The 15,773-nt window shown below is 42.0% G+C and carries 15 protein-coding genes; 11 read left to right on the top strand and 4 right to left on the bottom strand.

What is annotated here, in order from left to right:
* Nucleotides 1-223: 223 nt before the first annotated feature.
* Nucleotides 224-1,354: a radical SAM family heme chaperone HemW gene (gene hemW / locus AB5443_RS05275; protein WP_368113298.1), complete on the top strand. Its 1,131-nt coding sequence runs from the start codon at nt 224-226 to the stop codon at nt 1,352-1,354.
* A 38-nt stretch (nt 1,355-1,392) separates the two neighbouring features.
* Here the strand turns inward: hemW and AB5443_RS05280 are convergent, their stop codons facing one another.
* Nucleotides 1,393-2,076 carry an ATP-binding cassette domain-containing protein gene (locus AB5443_RS05280; protein WP_347222524.1) on the bottom strand — a complete coding sequence of 228 codons (684 nt, stop codon included), beginning with the start codon at nt 2,074-2,076 and terminating at the stop codon, nt 1,393-1,395.
* Between the two features lie 414 nt (nt 2,077-2,490).
* Between AB5443_RS05280 and AB5443_RS05285 the strand changes: the two genes are divergently transcribed.
* From AB5443_RS05285 to AB5443_RS05295, 3 genes are all read left to right on the top strand, one after another.
* Nucleotides 2,491-2,778: a LysO family transporter gene (locus tag AB5443_RS05285; RefSeq protein ID WP_022140310.1), complete on the top strand. Its 288-nt coding sequence runs from the start codon at nt 2,491-2,493 to the stop codon at nt 2,776-2,778.
* Complete coding sequence (locus AB5443_RS05290; RefSeq protein WP_368113299.1) at nt 2,775-3,383, top strand: lysine exporter LysO family protein; 609 nt, start codon at nt 2,775-2,777, stop codon at nt 3,381-3,383. Before AB5443_RS05285 ends, AB5443_RS05290 begins: the two co-directional genes overlap by 4 nt.
* Before the next feature lie 295 nt (nt 3,384-3,678).
* Complete coding sequence (locus AB5443_RS05295) at nt 3,679-4,035, top strand: hypothetical protein (RefSeq protein ID WP_044656705.1); 357 nt, start codon at nt 3,679-3,681, stop codon at nt 4,033-4,035.
* A 95-nt stretch (nt 4,036-4,130) separates the two neighbouring features.
* Here AB5443_RS05295 and AB5443_RS05300 read toward each other — a convergent pair whose 3' ends face one another.
* Nucleotides 4,131-5,195: a DUF2027 domain-containing protein gene (locus AB5443_RS05300; RefSeq protein WP_368113300.1), complete on the bottom strand. Its 1,065-nt coding sequence runs from the start codon at nt 5,193-5,195 to the stop codon at nt 4,131-4,133.
* 188 nt (nt 5,196-5,383) lie between these two features.
* Here AB5443_RS05300 and AB5443_RS05305 point away from each other — a divergent pair, with 188 nt between their 5' ends.
* The gene (locus AB5443_RS05305) at nt 5,384-6,079 is read left to right on the top strand and encodes an HAD family hydrolase (RefSeq protein WP_368113301.1); all 696 of its coding nucleotides are present in this window, start codon (nt 5,384-5,386) and stop codon (nt 6,077-6,079) included.
* 19 nt (nt 6,080-6,098) lie between these two features.
* Here the strand turns inward: AB5443_RS05305 and AB5443_RS05310 are convergent, their stop codons facing one another.
* Complete coding sequence (locus AB5443_RS05310; RefSeq protein WP_368113302.1) at nt 6,099-6,872, bottom strand: response regulator transcription factor; 774 nt, start codon at nt 6,870-6,872, stop codon at nt 6,099-6,101.
* A gap of 87 nt (nt 6,873-6,959) precedes the next feature.
* Here AB5443_RS05310 and AB5443_RS05315 point away from each other — a divergent pair, with 87 nt between their 5' ends.
* Nucleotides 6,960-7,625: a DUF1349 domain-containing protein gene (locus AB5443_RS05315; protein WP_368113303.1), complete on the top strand. Its 666-nt coding sequence runs from the start codon at nt 6,960-6,962 to the stop codon at nt 7,623-7,625.
* 66 nt (nt 7,626-7,691) lie between these two features.
* Here AB5443_RS05315 and AB5443_RS05320 read toward each other — a convergent pair whose 3' ends face one another.
* Nucleotides 7,692-8,753 (bottom strand): winged helix DNA-binding domain-containing protein, encoded by a 1,062-nt coding sequence (locus tag AB5443_RS05320; RefSeq protein WP_368113304.1) that lies wholly within the window; start codon nt 8,751-8,753, stop codon nt 7,692-7,694.
* A 137-nt stretch (nt 8,754-8,890) separates the two neighbouring features.
* Between AB5443_RS05320 and AB5443_RS05325 the strand changes: the two genes are divergently transcribed.
* From AB5443_RS05325 to AB5443_RS05345, 5 genes are all read left to right on the top strand, one after another.
* Nucleotides 8,891-10,117, top strand: coding sequence for a 3-phosphoshikimate 1-carboxyvinyltransferase (locus tag AB5443_RS05325; protein WP_368113305.1), 1,227 nt, complete (start codon nt 8,891-8,893; stop codon nt 10,115-10,117).
* Between the two features lie 13 nt (nt 10,118-10,130).
* A complete protein-coding gene (locus AB5443_RS05330) occupies nt 10,131-10,700 on the top strand; it encodes a Crp/Fnr family transcriptional regulator (protein ID WP_044653702.1) in 570 nt (189 codons plus the stop codon).
* A gap of 69 nt (nt 10,701-10,769) precedes the next feature.
* Nucleotides 10,770-11,486 carry an SDR family NAD(P)-dependent oxidoreductase gene (locus tag AB5443_RS05335; protein ID WP_044653703.1) on the top strand — a complete coding sequence of 239 codons (717 nt, stop codon included), beginning with the start codon at nt 10,770-10,772 and terminating at the stop codon, nt 11,484-11,486.
* A gap of 428 nt (nt 11,487-11,914) precedes the next feature.
* A complete protein-coding gene (locus AB5443_RS05340; protein ID WP_368113306.1) occupies nt 11,915-15,106 on the top strand; it encodes a SusC/RagA family TonB-linked outer membrane protein in 3,192 nt (1,063 codons plus the stop codon).
* Nucleotides 15,107-15,128: 22 nt separating this feature from the next.
* Nucleotides 15,129-15,773 (top strand): RagB/SusD family nutrient uptake outer membrane protein (locus AB5443_RS05345; RefSeq protein WP_368119595.1); only part of this gene is annotated, 645 nt, incomplete at its 3' end.

Consider the following 15,773-nt stretch of genomic DNA (forward strand, 5'->3'; position numbering starts at 1 on the left):
TCTCAATCATGCTGACACCCGGGTGTCAGGCATACCAACACCCGGGTGTCGGTACTACTGAGACCCGGGTGTCATACAACTTGTTTATATAGCACAAATATTTCTCGAATGCAGAGCGTTTAGTTCACAATAGTATGGAAGCAAAGTTATTTGGTAAACAGTCTTTTGATATATCAGATAATAATCTTACTTTTACAGCCACAAAATCCAAAACGACATAGCTATGGCAGGTATTTATCTCCACATCCCTTTCTGCAAGACCCGTTGCATCTATTGCGATTTTTACTCAACTACGCGCAGTGAACTGAAATCACGCTACGTACAAGCACTCTGTCGAGAGTTGGAGATGCGGAAAGAATATCTGAAAGGAGAAGATATAGAAACCGTTTATTTCGGCGGCGGAACTCCATCGCAACTGGAAAAGGACGATTTTGAACTGATATTTGAAACCATCCGGACGCATTATGGACTGAGCCATTGCCAGGAAATCACTTTGGAAGCCAATCCCGACGACCTGACATCCGAATATCTGGAAATGCTTTCTTCTCTCCCCTTCAACCGTCTTAGCATGGGGATACAGACTTTCGATGACAACACGCTCAAGTTGCTGAAACGCCGCCATAATGCCCGTACTGCCATTGAAGCCGTCAGCAGATGCCGGGAGGCAGGATTCCGCAATATCAGCATTGACCTTATATACGGACTGCCGGGCGAAACAAAAGAACGCTGGGAGAACGATCTCCGACAGGCTATCGCGCTGGATGTGGAACACATCTCTGCCTATCATTTGATTTACGAAGAAGATACACCTATATATAAGATGCTTAAACAGCATCAGATATCCGAAGTGGATGAAGATTCAAGCCTGGAGTTCTTTACGTTACTGATAGAGCATTTGCAGAAAGCAGGGTTCGAACATTATGAAATTTCTAATTTCTGCCGCCCCGGTAAATACTCCCGCCACAACACTTCGTATTGGCAGGGTATCTCTTACCTGGGCTGTGGCCCATCGGCACATTCTTTCAACGGAATGACACGGGAATGGAATGTTTCCTCCATCGACCTATATATAAAAGGTATAGAGGAAAACCAACGTGCTTTTGAAATCGAGCACTTGGATCTGGTTACCCGTTATAATGAATTTATCATCACTACGATACGTACCGTATGGGGCACTCCCATAGAAAAGTTGCAACAGACATTCGGCCATGAGCTATGGGAATACTGCCGGAAGATGGCTGCACCTTATCTGGAAAATGGAAAACTGGAAGTGCACGATGGCGCCTTGCGCCTGACCCGCGAAGGTATTTTCATTTCTGACAGTATAATGAGTGATTTGCTTTGGGTAGATTAATAAAACAAACGGCAAGCCATGGCCATTTATATCCAGTATCATAAACTTAAAAGATAGCCCTGCTCCACCAATCCCCGCTTATCGGTAAGTTCCATCAGTGCACCGTCCCGAATCAGAGTGAGCCGGGTTACTACTTCCAACACTTTTTCATAGTTATGGTCAGTAATCACAATACCTTTGTCTGCGGAATGTATTTTGATTTGTTCTATCAACTTATCCGCCAAATGGAAAGAGAGGTAATCGAACGGTTCGTCCAGTAATACAAACTTTGCATTACCAAATAGCAGTAACTTAGCTTCCAAATAGCGACGTTCTCCGCCGGAGAGTTGTGATACGCGCCGTTCCATACACGATTGTGCCACTTCATCGTCTTTGTAGAAGTCATCTGCTTCCTTTTCGTTCAGGTAGTAGCTTACCAATTGCCTAATCTTCTGATGCCTGGGAAGATAACCACACTGTGGCAGAAAAGCAATCACCCCGGGAGATTGATAGGGAACCGGAAGAATTTTACTTTCATCCAAGCGGATAAATTTACGGTCGGCTTTCATTGTTCCGAAAATTATTTGCATAAGCACAGACTTTCCTGTACCATTCCTGCCGAACAGTCCAACGATGTCACCCGTATTTATCTTCAGGTAAACATCTGTCAACAACTGCCTGGTGCCGAAGTTTTTGATAACACTATCTATCTCAAGCTGATGACGCATAATCTTATAATCCAAAGGATGAACCAATAAACAATAAATGTAAAGACGATCAAATTCCTTTTCGGAATGCCGGAATTATAATAAAAGTAATAGGCTTCTTTCTCCATGACTTCTTTATAAAGCAGGCTTGTTATAACTCCTACCCCGCCCAACATATACGGAAGGGCGTCAAAATAAATAATCCAGTCGCCTTTTGATATGAGCAGACAGGCCAACAAGGACAACGGAACGTTTATTTTTAACGTACTGAGGAAAAACAAATGGTATAGTTTTAATCTCCGCATCAAACAAAATATTAATTGCCGCAATAAATATATTAATAAATCCGGTTATTTCCAACCAAACGGTTCTTTAATACTTATTTTACTCCAAAGAAGGATGAGAACATACATTTTCAATTATCTTTGCAATCAAAAACAGATACGAACTATGTTTATTATCATCGGAATCATGCTGACGGGTATGCTCATTGGTTACCTTCTACGCAGCAAACGGTTGACATGGATACACAAAATCATTACTTTCCTGATATGGACGCTGCTATTCCTGCTCGGAATTGATGTAGGCGGAAACGAAACGATCATCAAAGGACTGCCTACACTCGGACTGGAAGCTGTCATCATTACTTTGGCCGCCGTCACAGGAAGTACCCTATGTGCATGGGGGCTATGGTACCTATTATATATAAGGAATAGAGGAAAGGAGACAGAAGCATGAAAGGTAGCCTGATTATTGTCTCTTTCTTCATTATCGGTACTCTCTGCGGAGTGTATCATCTCATTCCGTATGATTTCACCAATAGTAAACTCAGTTATTATGTCCTCTGCGGACTAATGTTCTGTGTAGGTATCAGTATCGGTAACGACCCGAACACGTTGAAAAGTTTCCGTTCACTAAATCCACGCCTTATGTTTCTTCCTATCATGACAATACTCGGTACATTAGCGGGATGCGCGGTAGCAGGAGTTTTTATGAGCCAGCGGGATGCTTTGGACTGTATGGCTGTAGGAGCTGGATTCGGTTATTATTCGCTCTCCAGTATTTTTATCACCGAATACAAAGGCCCGGAACTGGGAACTATCGCATTGCTTTCCAATATCATGCGTGAAATCATAGCTTTACTGTGCGCCCCGCTGCTAGTGAAATATTTCGGAAAACTCGCCCCCATCTCCGTTGGTGGAGCTACGACTATGGATACAACTCTTCCTATCATTACACGATACTCGGGAAAGGAGTTTATAATCATTTCCATCTTTCATGGTTTTGTTGTCGATTTCAGTGTTCCTTTCCTGGTCACGTTTCTTTGTTCAATATCATTTTAACAGCAACAAATCCTAAAATAGAGCAATATGTTATTATCGTTTCCGCACACGTATTACAAAAATGTTTCATAAAGAAGCGTTTTTGTATCAAAAAAGAATACCTACTCTTGATTTACATCAAGAAATCAACCTAAATAGAATCTTTTCCTTTTCTTTATTTTTGTGTTATAAAACATATTACTACATTTGCATAGGTAAAAAGAAAAAACTAAGCGCTTAGACAGTATTTTCAATAGGTATTAGATTTGTTTTTAGGAATAGTTTTTAGGTATAACAATTAAAAAAAGTAGGTATTATGAAACGTTTAGGATTAACATTAGTGGCAGCGCTCTGCCTTGCTGCTACAACATTCGCAGCTGGAAATCAGCCTACGACTGCAAAATGGGAAGGTAACATCAATGTAAGTAAACTAGGTAAATATTTAAATCTGAACTCTGCTCAAAGCGAAGAAGTAGCAAACATTTGCGATTACTTCTCCACACAGATGTCAAAAGCCACAACAGCAAAGAAGGATAAAGAAGCAAAATTGCGCAATGCTGTTTATGGTAACTTGAAACTGATGAGACAGACACTTAGTGCTGAACAATACGCCAAGTATGCTGCCTTGATGAACATTACCTTGATGAACAAAGGCATTGAATTGAACAAGTAAAAAACGATTAATACACAAAAGTGAAAGGGTGGAAGTCGGTTATCGACTTCCACCCTTCTATTTTATCCGAAAAAGCGGCATGTAACCAACAAGTGTTATTTTATAGTCACCATCGTAGCCCCGAATCCATATTCCTGGAAAGAAGCATCCTGATAGCGGCAACTACTGTATTTTCGTTTTAATTCATCAACTATGGCTTTCCGGAGCACTCCATCCCCCTTGCCATGAATAAACACAATCTTCTGTTCGCGTTTATTCTTATAGTTCTCCATTACTTCGCGAAACTTATCCAATTGATAATTCAAGATTTCGGCATTCCCCATACCCTGAGTATCATCCAACAAAGAATCAATATGAAGGTCTATTTCAACAATCCCATTCTTTCCACCATGAGCATGGTTAGGTTTAACGATAGGTTGCGACTTCGGTTTATCTGTCGATTTCTTCTGCAACAAAGCGACTTGAATTTCTTCTGCCGAAACATAGACTTGCTTGGCCGGCATATCATCTTTCACAATGTCATAAATCAATGCAGGTTCTTCAAAGAAATCGGAATTGCTGAATGTATGTAGTTTATAGAACTTCACTATATCAATCCGTATCTCTACGCTGGCAGCCGGCTTGATAGCCGCAGGCTTACCGTCTTTGAAAGCTATCAGTTGTACAGCCACCCGTTCCATTTCATTCAACATATCTTTCGTAAACTCTTCCAACAACAATTTAGTATTGGGTTCTACCAAACCATGCGAACGGTTTTTCCAAGCTTTCCCTTCCGCACTCAAATAGGTATAATACAGATAATAATTACTATCATTTACCAGATAAGTTTCAAAAGGAGTGGTCATCATAGCCTTTGCATCTTCGGGCACATAAGCAAGAAACACATTCAACGTATCTCCCCCACGCACTTCCGGCTGACGCTGAATGACAGGCATTTCCGGTTTAGACGGCTTAGCGGGTTCTTCCGGTTTCGGAGTTGACGAACCCGGTTTACGTCTCATATTATAGTCATCTGTTTCAATCACTACACACTCACGTATCGGCATAGGAATATCGAATCCATCCGCATCTTCAACCAAAACAAAATCCTTTCCTTTGAATCCTGTTACAATTCCACCGCCTACCTCACTGAGAAAGCGTACTTTATCTCCTATTTTCATCGTTGTACATTCCAATTAAAGTTCAAACTAAAAAACGAGTAACAAAGATAGGTATTTCTATGAAATTAAATCGGGATTCGGCGCTAAAAACAAAATGCTTATCTATATTCGTCTTTTTATTTTAACTTTGCAATATTAAAAAGAAAACTATATATCGGAAAAATCACTATTAATCACACCAAGAATCAATGAAAGAACTTATTAAAGTGATAGCCTTTGATGCTGACGACACTCTGTGGAGCAATGAACCCTTTTTTCAGGAAGTAGAAAAGCAATATGTCCGCCTGTTGGAGCCTTATGGTACGCCAAAAGAAATTTCAGCCGCATTATTTCAAACAGAAATGAATAATCTGAAAATTCTCGGATATGGCGCCAAGGCTTTCACTATTTCTATGGTTGAAACAGCCTTGCGAATTAGTGAACAAAAGATTTCGGCCGATACTATTCAACAGATCATTGCTTTGGGAAAGTCATTATTAGAAATGCCGATTGAATTATTGCCAGGAGTAAAGGAAACTCTCAAAGTTTTAAAAGAACAAGGGAAATATAAACTGGTAGTTGCCACTAAGGGCGATTTGCTGGATCAAGAAAATAAATTGGAACGTTCCGGTTTAGCTTCTTATTTCGACCATATAGAGGTGATGTCCGATAAAACGGAAAAAGAATATCTCCGGTTATTGAATATCCTGCAAATCTCTCCTTCTGAATTTGTTATGGTCGGCAATTCATTGAGATCGGATATTCAACCCGTTTTATCCTTAGGCGGATATGGGATACATGTTCCTTTCGAAGTGATGTGGCAACATGAGGTGGTGGATACATTCACTCATGCACACCTCAAGCAAGTGAAAAGTCTGGATGAATTGCTGGCAGTATTTGAGTAGACAGATACGATTATTCTTTTTACAGCAACTTCATCAATTCAGCGGCCCGGCACGCTTCAATTGAATTACCGACAGAAAGTTTTTCCAGGATATTCTGCCGGTGACGGTTGACTGTATTCACACTAATGTATAGAGTGGCAGCTATCTCCTTACTTGACAGTCCTTTGCGTATGCAACGAAGTATTTCCTTTTCACGTTCGGACAGTATATGGGTATGTTCTTCCGAGAGGGAAAGCGTCTCTACTTCTCCATGTTCCATATGAGTAATTGTAGGATATATCCCTTTTTCCGTCCGCTGGTCTGCCGACACGGCATAAAGACAGAATATCAGCCACACACTCCCGGAAGGAGTATTTTCCATGATTTGAACCAGATTATCTATATACTGATATTCCCCTTTCTCATTCATCATACGCAGCCTGCACCTTCCACGATACTTCAAGCGTTCTTCGGGTGATGACGAAAAAGTCTTCTGAAAGAACTTATACTCCAACAAACGTTTCTCTACCAAATCTTCAGGATGAATACGCCGATAGATACAATCTTCATCCATCGAGTCAATGACGCTTAATGCGGTTTCTTCAGGGGTCAGCCCCAAGAAATGTGCCCACGGATGGACAGAGACATAACTTTTCCGGTTCGAAAGATCAGAAATCACAGCACACCCGCCGTTTATCTCCGTCAATGAACGAATAAATTGCCGATGCTTCTCTACGGTTTCATTATTCAGCGTTTCGTGGGCTATCGGCTGTGTAGCATAAACTTCATCAATTTCTTTTTGTAATACGTCCATCCTGTAAAATGGTTATTATTCAGTATTGTTACACAAAAAGGCATGCACTACCTTTGTCCCACAAAGATAATCAAATAAGAAATAACCATGAAACTTTTAAAAATCAAAATCATGTCAATAGCCTTGCTGGCAATAACAACTTCGATTATGGGACAAAATCTGAATAAAATGAACTGGCTGAATGAGCCTCAGCAATGGGAAATTAAAGAAGGTAAAACACTCGTGATGGACGTACCGGCAAAAACCGACTTCTGGCGAATCTCTCATTATGGATTCACCGTAGACGACGGGCCTTTCTATTATGCCACCTACGGCGGTGAGTTTGAAGTAAAGGTAAAGATAACCGGCAATTATGTAACCACTTTCGACCAAATGGGATTAATGCTGCGCATCGACCACGAAAACTGGATAAAAACAGGGGTTGAATACGTAGACGGAAAACAGAATGTCAGTACTGTAGTCACTCACCGTACAAGTGACTGGAGCGTAGTACAGCTACCGGATGCCCCGCGTTCTATCTGGATAAAGGCAGTCCGCCGACTGGATGCAGTAGAAATCTTCTTTTCACGTGACGACAAAGAATATACCATGACACGCACCTGCTGGCTGCAAGACAACTGTCCTGTCATGGTCGGATTAATGGGAGCTTGTCCCGACGGTAAAGGATTTACTGCTATATTCGAAGAATTCAAGGTAACTCCGCTGCCGGATCAACGAAGACTGGAATGGGCCAAAAGGCAATTAGATAAGTAAGGATAACGCCAAAAGAAAAGGGTATGTCTATGAATAGACATACCCTCATTATTAGAATAACGAAAACTATAGTTCAAGGAATTTCACATATTTCTGTTTCGCCTCATTCAACATATCCTCATCCACACAGACATCCGGTATAAACCATGAATGCGGCAGTTCAATCCCTTTCTTCTTGGCAGACCTGTCCCAGTTTCCTATCACCTGACCATTATGGAGAATAATCGGGAAAAACAACCCATTATTAGTAAACGCTTTGGGATAATGCTCTTTGGGAAGGACATCCGTCCGGTCTTTATATCCCAACAAATACTCATCATAAGAAGGAAGAAGATGCAGACAGTTGGAAACCCTGCCACGGGTACGGCTATCCGCATGGATATACCATGTCTCTCCCTGCCACTGTTCTTCCGTCAATTCCGATGCTATTAAATAGATAGCTTGCCTGGCATCTGATATTGGCAGTCCGGACCACCAAATAAAGTCCTGCAACACAGCCGGAGCATGGCTGCGAAAATAGCTTCTCGCCAAACGTGCCAGCGCTTCATCCTTCGTTATCTCCGGCATTGGCGGCACCCGTTCTTCCAAAAGAGCATACGTACATTTTCCTCCTTTATCTTCCCCGCTGCAAATGATACCTTCCTGCTCGGCACGTGCCATAAACCGGGTCATACGATTGTTGTCAGGCTCTGCCAAAATCCCTGAACGACAAAAGTGCCCGGTAATCTCCTGCTTGGTCAGGCTTTTATTTCCGGCGAGAATCTGCTCCAACAGATTGTAACTCTTCATATAAAGTTCATCGGTTATTTCCAAATCCCATCCTTTGGCAAAAGAGTCATTGGCCGACTTGATGCGTTGGGCGGAAAGTTTCAACATCCAGCGAATATCCTCGGCAGCTACAAGATGCCACGTCGGACGCATTACATGTGTTCGCAAAATCTCACCATCTCGCAAAGCCTTCTCCACGGTCTGAATCGTCGCCGATTTCAAACGCATTCCCACTGCCCATTTTACCATGGGATAATTCTGTGCCTGCATGGCTCCCATCCAGGAGACCAACTCTTTCGGCTTACGGAAAAGTGGATTCAGCAACTGCTGATTCTGTAAACGGATATTCGGTATCTTCATATAAACAAATTTTATAGCACAAATATAAAAATTCCTTGTAACAAATCACTATAAACAATAGAATCTTGAACTTCGGGAAAGGAGAATCAAAGAAAAATGCCTATTTTTGTCATCTCAAACCTAAGATGATAAAAACAATGCGTTATAGACTTTCAGCTCCTTCCGCAATAAAAGCCACCATTCAATTGCCGGCTTCCAAGAGTATCAGTAACCGTGCACTTATTATCAATGCATTGGCAGAAGGTAACCACACTCCTGATAATCTGTCCGATTGTGACGATACATACGTAATGATAAAAGCTCTCACCGACGGTGAAGATATAATAGATATCATGGCTGCCGGAACCGCTATGCGTTTCCTGACAGCCTACCTGAGTGTCACGCCGGGAGAACGAACCATCACGGGTACAGCACGTATGCAGCAACGTCCGATACAAATATTGGTCAATGCGCTTCGTGAGTTGGGAGCGGAAATAGACTATGTTAATAATGAAGGATTCCCCCCCTTACGCATAAAAGGTGCAGAGCTGAAAGGAAATGAGATTACGCTGAAAGGAAATGTCAGTTCCCAATATATTTCCGCATTGCTGATGATAGGCCCGGCACTTAAAAATGGCCTCATACTGCATTTGACTGGAGAGATTATCTCACGCCCCTACATCAACCTGACTTTACAGCTAATGCAGGATTTTGGCGCAAAAGCAGCATGGACTTCTCCGGACAGCATCTCCGTAGCTCCACAACCTTATACAAGTATTCCTTTCACAGTGGAAAGTGACTGGAGCGCAGCTTCTTACTGGTATCAGATTGTAGCATTATCTCCCCGGGCAGAAGTTGAGTTATTGGGATTATTCCATAACAGCTATCAGGGAGACAGTCGTGGGGCGGAAGTTTTCTCACGGTTAGGAATAACCACTGAGTTTACTCCTAAAGGAGTCAAGCTGAAAAAGACAGGAAAAGCACCGGAAAGACTGGAAGAAGACTTCGTTGATATTCCCGACTTGGCGCAGACATTTGTGGTAACTTGCGTCCTGATGAATATACCTTTCCGCTTCACAGGATTGCAAAGCCTGAAAATCAAAGAAACCGATCGTATTGCCGCTTTAAAAAACGAACTTAGAAAGCTAGGATACGTCATTGAAGAAGAAAACGACAGCATATTGACCTGGAACGGTGAACGTTGCGAGCCCGATGAAACACCCGTCATTGCGACATATGAAGACCACCGAATGGCAATGGCCTTTGCTCCTGCCATATTCTATTGTCCCAATATGCAGATTGCAGACCCTCAGGTCGTTACCAAATCATATCCGGGATATTGGGAAGATTTGAAACAGGCAGGTTTTCAGGTAACAGAAGATTAGTAATTACTGTCTTGTGGAAGATTTTAATAAGTATACTTCTCACATCAACTATTCTCCTCTTGTAGATTTCGCACTGCAACAGGGGAAACAAGTTCTTTATAAGAAAGGAGAATGCTTTGTCCGCCAGGGAGAAATCTGCCGGACAATGGGATTCGTTGTTTCCGGTTCTTTCCGCTACTGTTGTACCAACAGTACAGGCGAAAGCAGCATTGTAGGATATACTTTCGATGGTTCTTTTGTCGGCAATTATCCGGCTTTCCAATTAGAAGACCAGTCGAATGTAGATATACAAGCCTTGTGCGACAGCTCAGTGTATATGGTTACCCACCAACAACTAGCCGACTTTTATGAAACAAACAACGAACATCAGAAATTGGGACGCCGCATTGCGGAAACGCTACTGTGGGAAGTTTACGACCGGATGATTTCAATGTATAGCCTGACACCGGAAGAGCGATATATCGACATTATCACCCGCTGCCCCGACCTGTTGAAACTGATTACATTAAAAGAACTGGCATCCTACCTCCTGATTCGCCCGGAAACACTAAGTCGCATCCGAAGAAAAGTGGTACAAAAGTAATTTCTTGATTTCAATCAAGGAATTATCCACACCCTCTCCCTACTTTTGCAGGCAAACGTAGAGAAAACCATGAAGAAGATAATAATTATAGGCGCAACTTCCGGTATTGGCCGCGGGTTGGCGGAAGCGTATGTTCAAGAAGACTGTCTCATCGGTATTACCGGCCGCAGAGAAAACCTGCTACAAGAGATTTGCGCCCAAGACAAAGACAAACTATTCTATCAAGTATGCGACATCACTGACACGCAGGCAACTATTCAATGCCTGGAAGCACTCGTACAGGAAATGGGCGGAATGGATATACTGGTTATCTGTGCCGGCACGGGAGAACTCAATCCTGAACTTTCCTACCAACTGGAAGAACCTACCCTATTGACCAATGTAATAGGATTCACCAACATAGCCGATTGGGGATTCCGGTACTTTGAGCAACAGAAAGGCGGGCATATGGTTGCTATTTCTTCCGTAGGCGGTACGCGTGGCAGTGGTGTCGCACCTGCTTACAATGCTTCAAAAGCTTATCAAATCAATTACATGGAAGGGTTAAGGCAGAAGGCTACCAAGTCTCCTTATCCTATTCATACGACAGATGTCCGCCCGGGCTTTGTACACACAGCGATGGCTAAAGGAGACGGATTGTTTTGGGTTACCCCGGTAGACAAAGCCGTGAAACAGATAAAGAGAGCCATTGTCAAAAAGAAAAAGATTGTTTTTATCTCAAAAAGATGGAGATATGTAGCATGGATTTTCAAATGTATACCGTCTATTCTCTATTGTAGAATGTAATAGCCTGTACACAAAACAACAAAAATCAACAATATATAGGAAAACAACCAAGTTCTATAAGAACTTTCCGAAAGACATTTGAATCAATTAAAGAACTTGTTTTCATAAGTACATCAATCTATATGGTTATAAATCAAAAATATATAATAAATTCCTGTGGTAATCCAGGGGTGTATTGATATCAATTAGTGCTACTTTTAAGGCATAAAATCCTATAACATTACTTTGCAAAAATAAGAACATTTTTTATAAATCCAAACTGATATACTAAAAAAGATAATAAAATAATATTTCCATAGCGGAAATATTGGCATATATAGAAAAAACATAACCGAAAACTATATTATAGAAAGGCTATAAAGAAACAACTCATTACATAAGTCCTTATAGTACTTAGTATTCCGACTGGCCTGCTATGCCACAATGATGTGTTTGCCAATTCTTACAGCAAAAGTGAGAATGAAATTTCAGCGATTGTCCAACAAACAAAAAAGATTACAGGTAATGTAACCAATGAGTCAGGTCAGCCGATCATAGGTGCTACCGTACTAGAGAAGGGACACACATCCAACGGTACCATTTCTGACATTGATGGTAATTTTACAATTACCGTACCCGCCAATGCAACTCTTACTATTTCCTACATAGGATATATGACACAGGAAATAAAGGTCGGGTATCAAACTTCTTTCAAAATCGTACTGAAAGATGATACAAAAGCATTGGATGAAATCATAGTTGTAGGATATGGTTCGCAAAAAAAAGCTAATTTAACTGGTGCGGTATCTTCCGTGAAAATGGATGAGGCATTGGGAGATCGCCCCTTGCTGAATGCCGCCGACGCGCTACAAGGAGCAGTTCCGGGATTGTTTGTTTCCAACGGAGGTAATGCCCCGGGAACAAGCAAATCCTTTCAGATTCGTGGTGCATATTCATTAGGAGTCAAGAACTCGGATGGAACCTATGGAAATACGATCAAGCCACTTGTTCTGATAGACAATGTGGAAGGTGATATTGACATGGTGAACCCGGAAGACATTGAATCTATCAATGTGCTAAAAGATGCAGCTTCGGCCGCCATTTATGGAGCACGGGCAGCAGGAGGTGTCATCCTGGTTACTACCAAACGCCCTCAAGGTGCTTCCAGATTCGAACTGAACTATAACAACAACTTCGCATTCGGAAAGGCGGTAAACCTACCAAAACAGGCTCCCTTGATGGATTATCTGCAAGCCTATCTGGATTGTGGATACTCCGATGCATACTGGTCATTAGGTTCACCAAGTGTCAGCAAATGGATGGAATATCTCGCCGCCTACCAAAAAGATCCGTCTGCATTCAATACAATAGGCGACGGCATCTATGTGGATGAATCCGGAGTTCCCTATTACCTGAACGAGAAGGACTTATATAAGAACTTCATGGAAACCAGTTTTCAAATGACACACAACATATCCGCCAGTGGAGGAACCGACAAGCTTCGCTACCGCATATCAGGAGGTTACAATTCCAATGATGGTGTCCTGATTTCCGACAGAGATAAATTCGAGCGTTTGAATGTAAATTCATTCATTTCCGCTGATGTCACAAAATGGTTTACTCAGGAAGTGACGATGAGTTACGCGCACAGCTTACAAACTTCTCCCGGAGGAATGGGAGGAGTATACAACACCCGCTTAGTTTCTTATTATCCTGAAGGTGATTTACCGGCATCTGTCAATACGCTGGCGGATGAAGATTTACCCTTATTCACTCCCCGTAATCAGATATTATATTCGAATCCGGTCAGCAACAAGAATGATAATCCTCGTATTTTTCTGAAATCCATCCTTAAACCTCTCAAAGGACTGGAAGCTATGTTTGAATATACATTTGACAAAAACATATATGATTATCACTGGTATACCGGACAATATGACTATACAACCATCCAAGGAGGAAGTTCTAAATCCTTTGTCGATGATTATCTGAGAAAATACAAACAACATACTAATTATAATTCCATCAATATTTATGCCACTTATAGCAAAGATATAGCCAATCATCATTTCAAGGTAATGGCAGGTTTCAATCAGGAATCCAGTTATCAGGAAACCTTGGATACATACTCGTACAATCAAGCTGTGCTTGATGTTCCGGCAATGGCATCAGGAACAGGAACGATCAAAGCGACCGATTCTTATAGTGAATATGCCATCCGTGGCGGGTTCTTCCGTGTCAACTACAATTATCATGACAAATATTTGCTGGAAGTAAACGGACGTTATGATGGTTCTTCCAAATTCCCCAAAGATTCACGGTTCGGGTTCTTCCCGTCAGTATCTGCCGGATGGCAAATCGCACAGGAGAAATTTATGGAATCCACCCGCCATTGGTTGGATGGTATGAAACTGCGTGCTTCTTATGGGGTCATCGGGAATCAAAACATCAATCCGTATACATTCACACCGTCTATGAGCGTGAACAATAAGGCTACCTCATGGATCATAGACGATACGTATGTAACCTCTATCAGTTCTTTACCGGCATTAGTCAGCCAAAACTTTTCATGGGAGAAAGTAGGGACAATAAATGTGGGAATAGATCTGAATATGTTCAATAACCGCCTGAACGGAGTATTCGAGTGGTATCAACGGAATACAAACGGGATGCTTGCACCGGGCGTACAACTGCCGGCTGTTGTAGGTGCCAGCGCCCCTTATCAAAATACGGCTGATATGCGCACACGTGGTTGGGAACTTAGCCTGAACTGGAGAGATCAAATAGGAAAAGTGGGCTACCGGTTAGGATTCAATCTTTCGGATTATAAATCGGAAATCATAAAATATGACGACAATGCAACAACAAAGTTATTGAGTTCTTATTATCCGGGGCAGACACTAGGAGAAATTTGGGGATATGTCGTAGACGGATATTATACCGTAGATGACTTTGTAGATACTTCTTCCTGGCAACTCAAAGAGGGAGTCACTTCTATCAATGGTTACAATGTACGCCCCGGCGACGTGAAGTTCAAGAATCTGCGTGATGATGACAGTTCGACCAACGTAATTACCAGCGGCGACAATACATTTGATAATCCGGGAGACCGCAAAGTGATTGGCAACACCACTCCACGCTATCAATATGGAATAAACCTCGGATTAAATTATGCCGGATTTGACCTCAACGTCATATTGCAGGGAACAGGCAAGCGGGATTACTGGATTTCAAACGTTCTTACTTCGCCCATGAACGGTGACAATTTTGTTCCCCTATTTGAAGGATTGAGTGATTACTGGATGCCCAAAGATCCGGATAACGGTGACTGGAGCGCAGTGAATCCGGATGCAAAGTATCCACGTCTCTACGGAAACCGCGGAAACTCCGGTTCAAACCTCCGGCAAAGTGACAAGTACCTGTCCGATGCCTCTTATCTGCGAATCAAGAACATTACTCTATCCTACAAACTACCTAAAAATTGGGTGAACCAGATTTTCCTGAATCAGATGAAAGCATTTGTCAGTATAGAGAACGTAGCGACATTCACTTCATTACCTTCGGGCATCGACCCTGAAAGAATTGAATGGAACTACCCGTCATTCCGCACCGTTTCATTTGGGATAAATATCACATTATAAACATTAAATCTGATACATAGTCATGAAAAAGATACTATTACTTCTTACCCTTTTTACCGGGATAATGTTGACAGGATGTAATGATAGTTTTTTAGAGAAATATCCTGTGACCAGTCTGACTGAAGAAAATGCTTTCCAGTCATACGATAATTTTAAAGCCTTCATGTGGCCTTGTTATGAAATGTTTTCCAACACGAACATAGCTACGTCCACTACTGCCATCGGACGCAACTCCCATTACCTTGGTGATGTATACGCCGGATACCTGGAACAAAGAGGTGCAAGTAGTCAGAATAAATACGCATTCCAAACTGTGACGAACGCAACTTCCGGCAATGGATGGAATTTCTCTTCTTTCATCCGCCGTATCAATATCATGTTGTCTCATGTAGACGCTTCCAATATGACCGAAGGAGAAAAAAATCACTGGAAGGCTGTGGGATATTTTTTCCATTCATTTTGGTATATGGAGTTGATCGACCGTTTTGGAGATGTGCCTTGGGTAGATACTCCATTGGACGACACTTCAGAAGAGGCTTACGGTTCACGTATGCCCCGCATCGAAGTAGCGGACAAAGTATTGGAACGGCTGCTATGGGCTGAATCGAATATCGGCGATGCGGCAACCTATATGAAAAAGGATGGTTCGAATACAATCAACCAAGAC

Source organism: Bacteroides sp. RTP21281st1_H5_RTP21281_210402, from assembly GCF_040918965.1.
GTDB lineage: Bacteria > Bacteroidota > Bacteroidia > Bacteroidales > Bacteroidaceae > Bacteroides > Bacteroides congonensis.

Excerpts from the sequence above, each read along its gene's own strand:
- hemW (WP_368113298.1), top strand. The coding sequence starts at position 224 with ATGGCAGGTATTTATCTCCACATCCCTTTCTGCAAGACCCGTTGCATC.
- AB5443_RS05285 (WP_022140310.1), top strand. The coding sequence starts at position 2,491 with ATGTTTATTATCATCGGAATCATGCTGACGGGTATGCTCATTGGTTAC.
- AB5443_RS05290 (WP_368113299.1), top strand. The coding sequence starts at position 2,775 with ATGAAAGGTAGCCTGATTATTGTCTCTTTCTTCATTATCGGTACTCTC.
- AB5443_RS05295 (WP_044656705.1), top strand. The coding sequence starts at position 3,679 with ATGAAACGTTTAGGATTAACATTAGTGGCAGCGCTCTGCCTTGCTGCT.
- AB5443_RS05300 (WP_368113300.1), bottom strand. The coding sequence starts at position 5,195 with ATGAAAATAGGAGATAAAGTACGCTTTCTCAGTGAGGTAGGCGGTGGA.
- AB5443_RS05305 (WP_368113301.1), top strand. The coding sequence starts at position 5,384 with ATGAAAGAACTTATTAAAGTGATAGCCTTTGATGCTGACGACACTCTG.
- AB5443_RS05310 (WP_368113302.1), bottom strand. The coding sequence starts at position 6,872 with ATGGACGTATTACAAAAAGAAATTGATGAAGTTTATGCTACACAGCCG.
- AB5443_RS05315 (WP_368113303.1), top strand. The coding sequence starts at position 6,960 with ATGAAACTTTTAAAAATCAAAATCATGTCAATAGCCTTGCTGGCAATA.
- AB5443_RS05320 (WP_368113304.1), bottom strand. The coding sequence starts at position 8,753 with ATGAAGATACCGAATATCCGTTTACAGAATCAGCAGTTGCTGAATCCA.
- AB5443_RS05325 (WP_368113305.1), top strand. The coding sequence starts at position 8,891 with ATGCGTTATAGACTTTCAGCTCCTTCCGCAATAAAAGCCACCATTCAA.
- AB5443_RS05335 (WP_044653703.1), top strand. The coding sequence starts at position 10,770 with ATGAAGAAGATAATAATTATAGGCGCAACTTCCGGTATTGGCCGCGGG.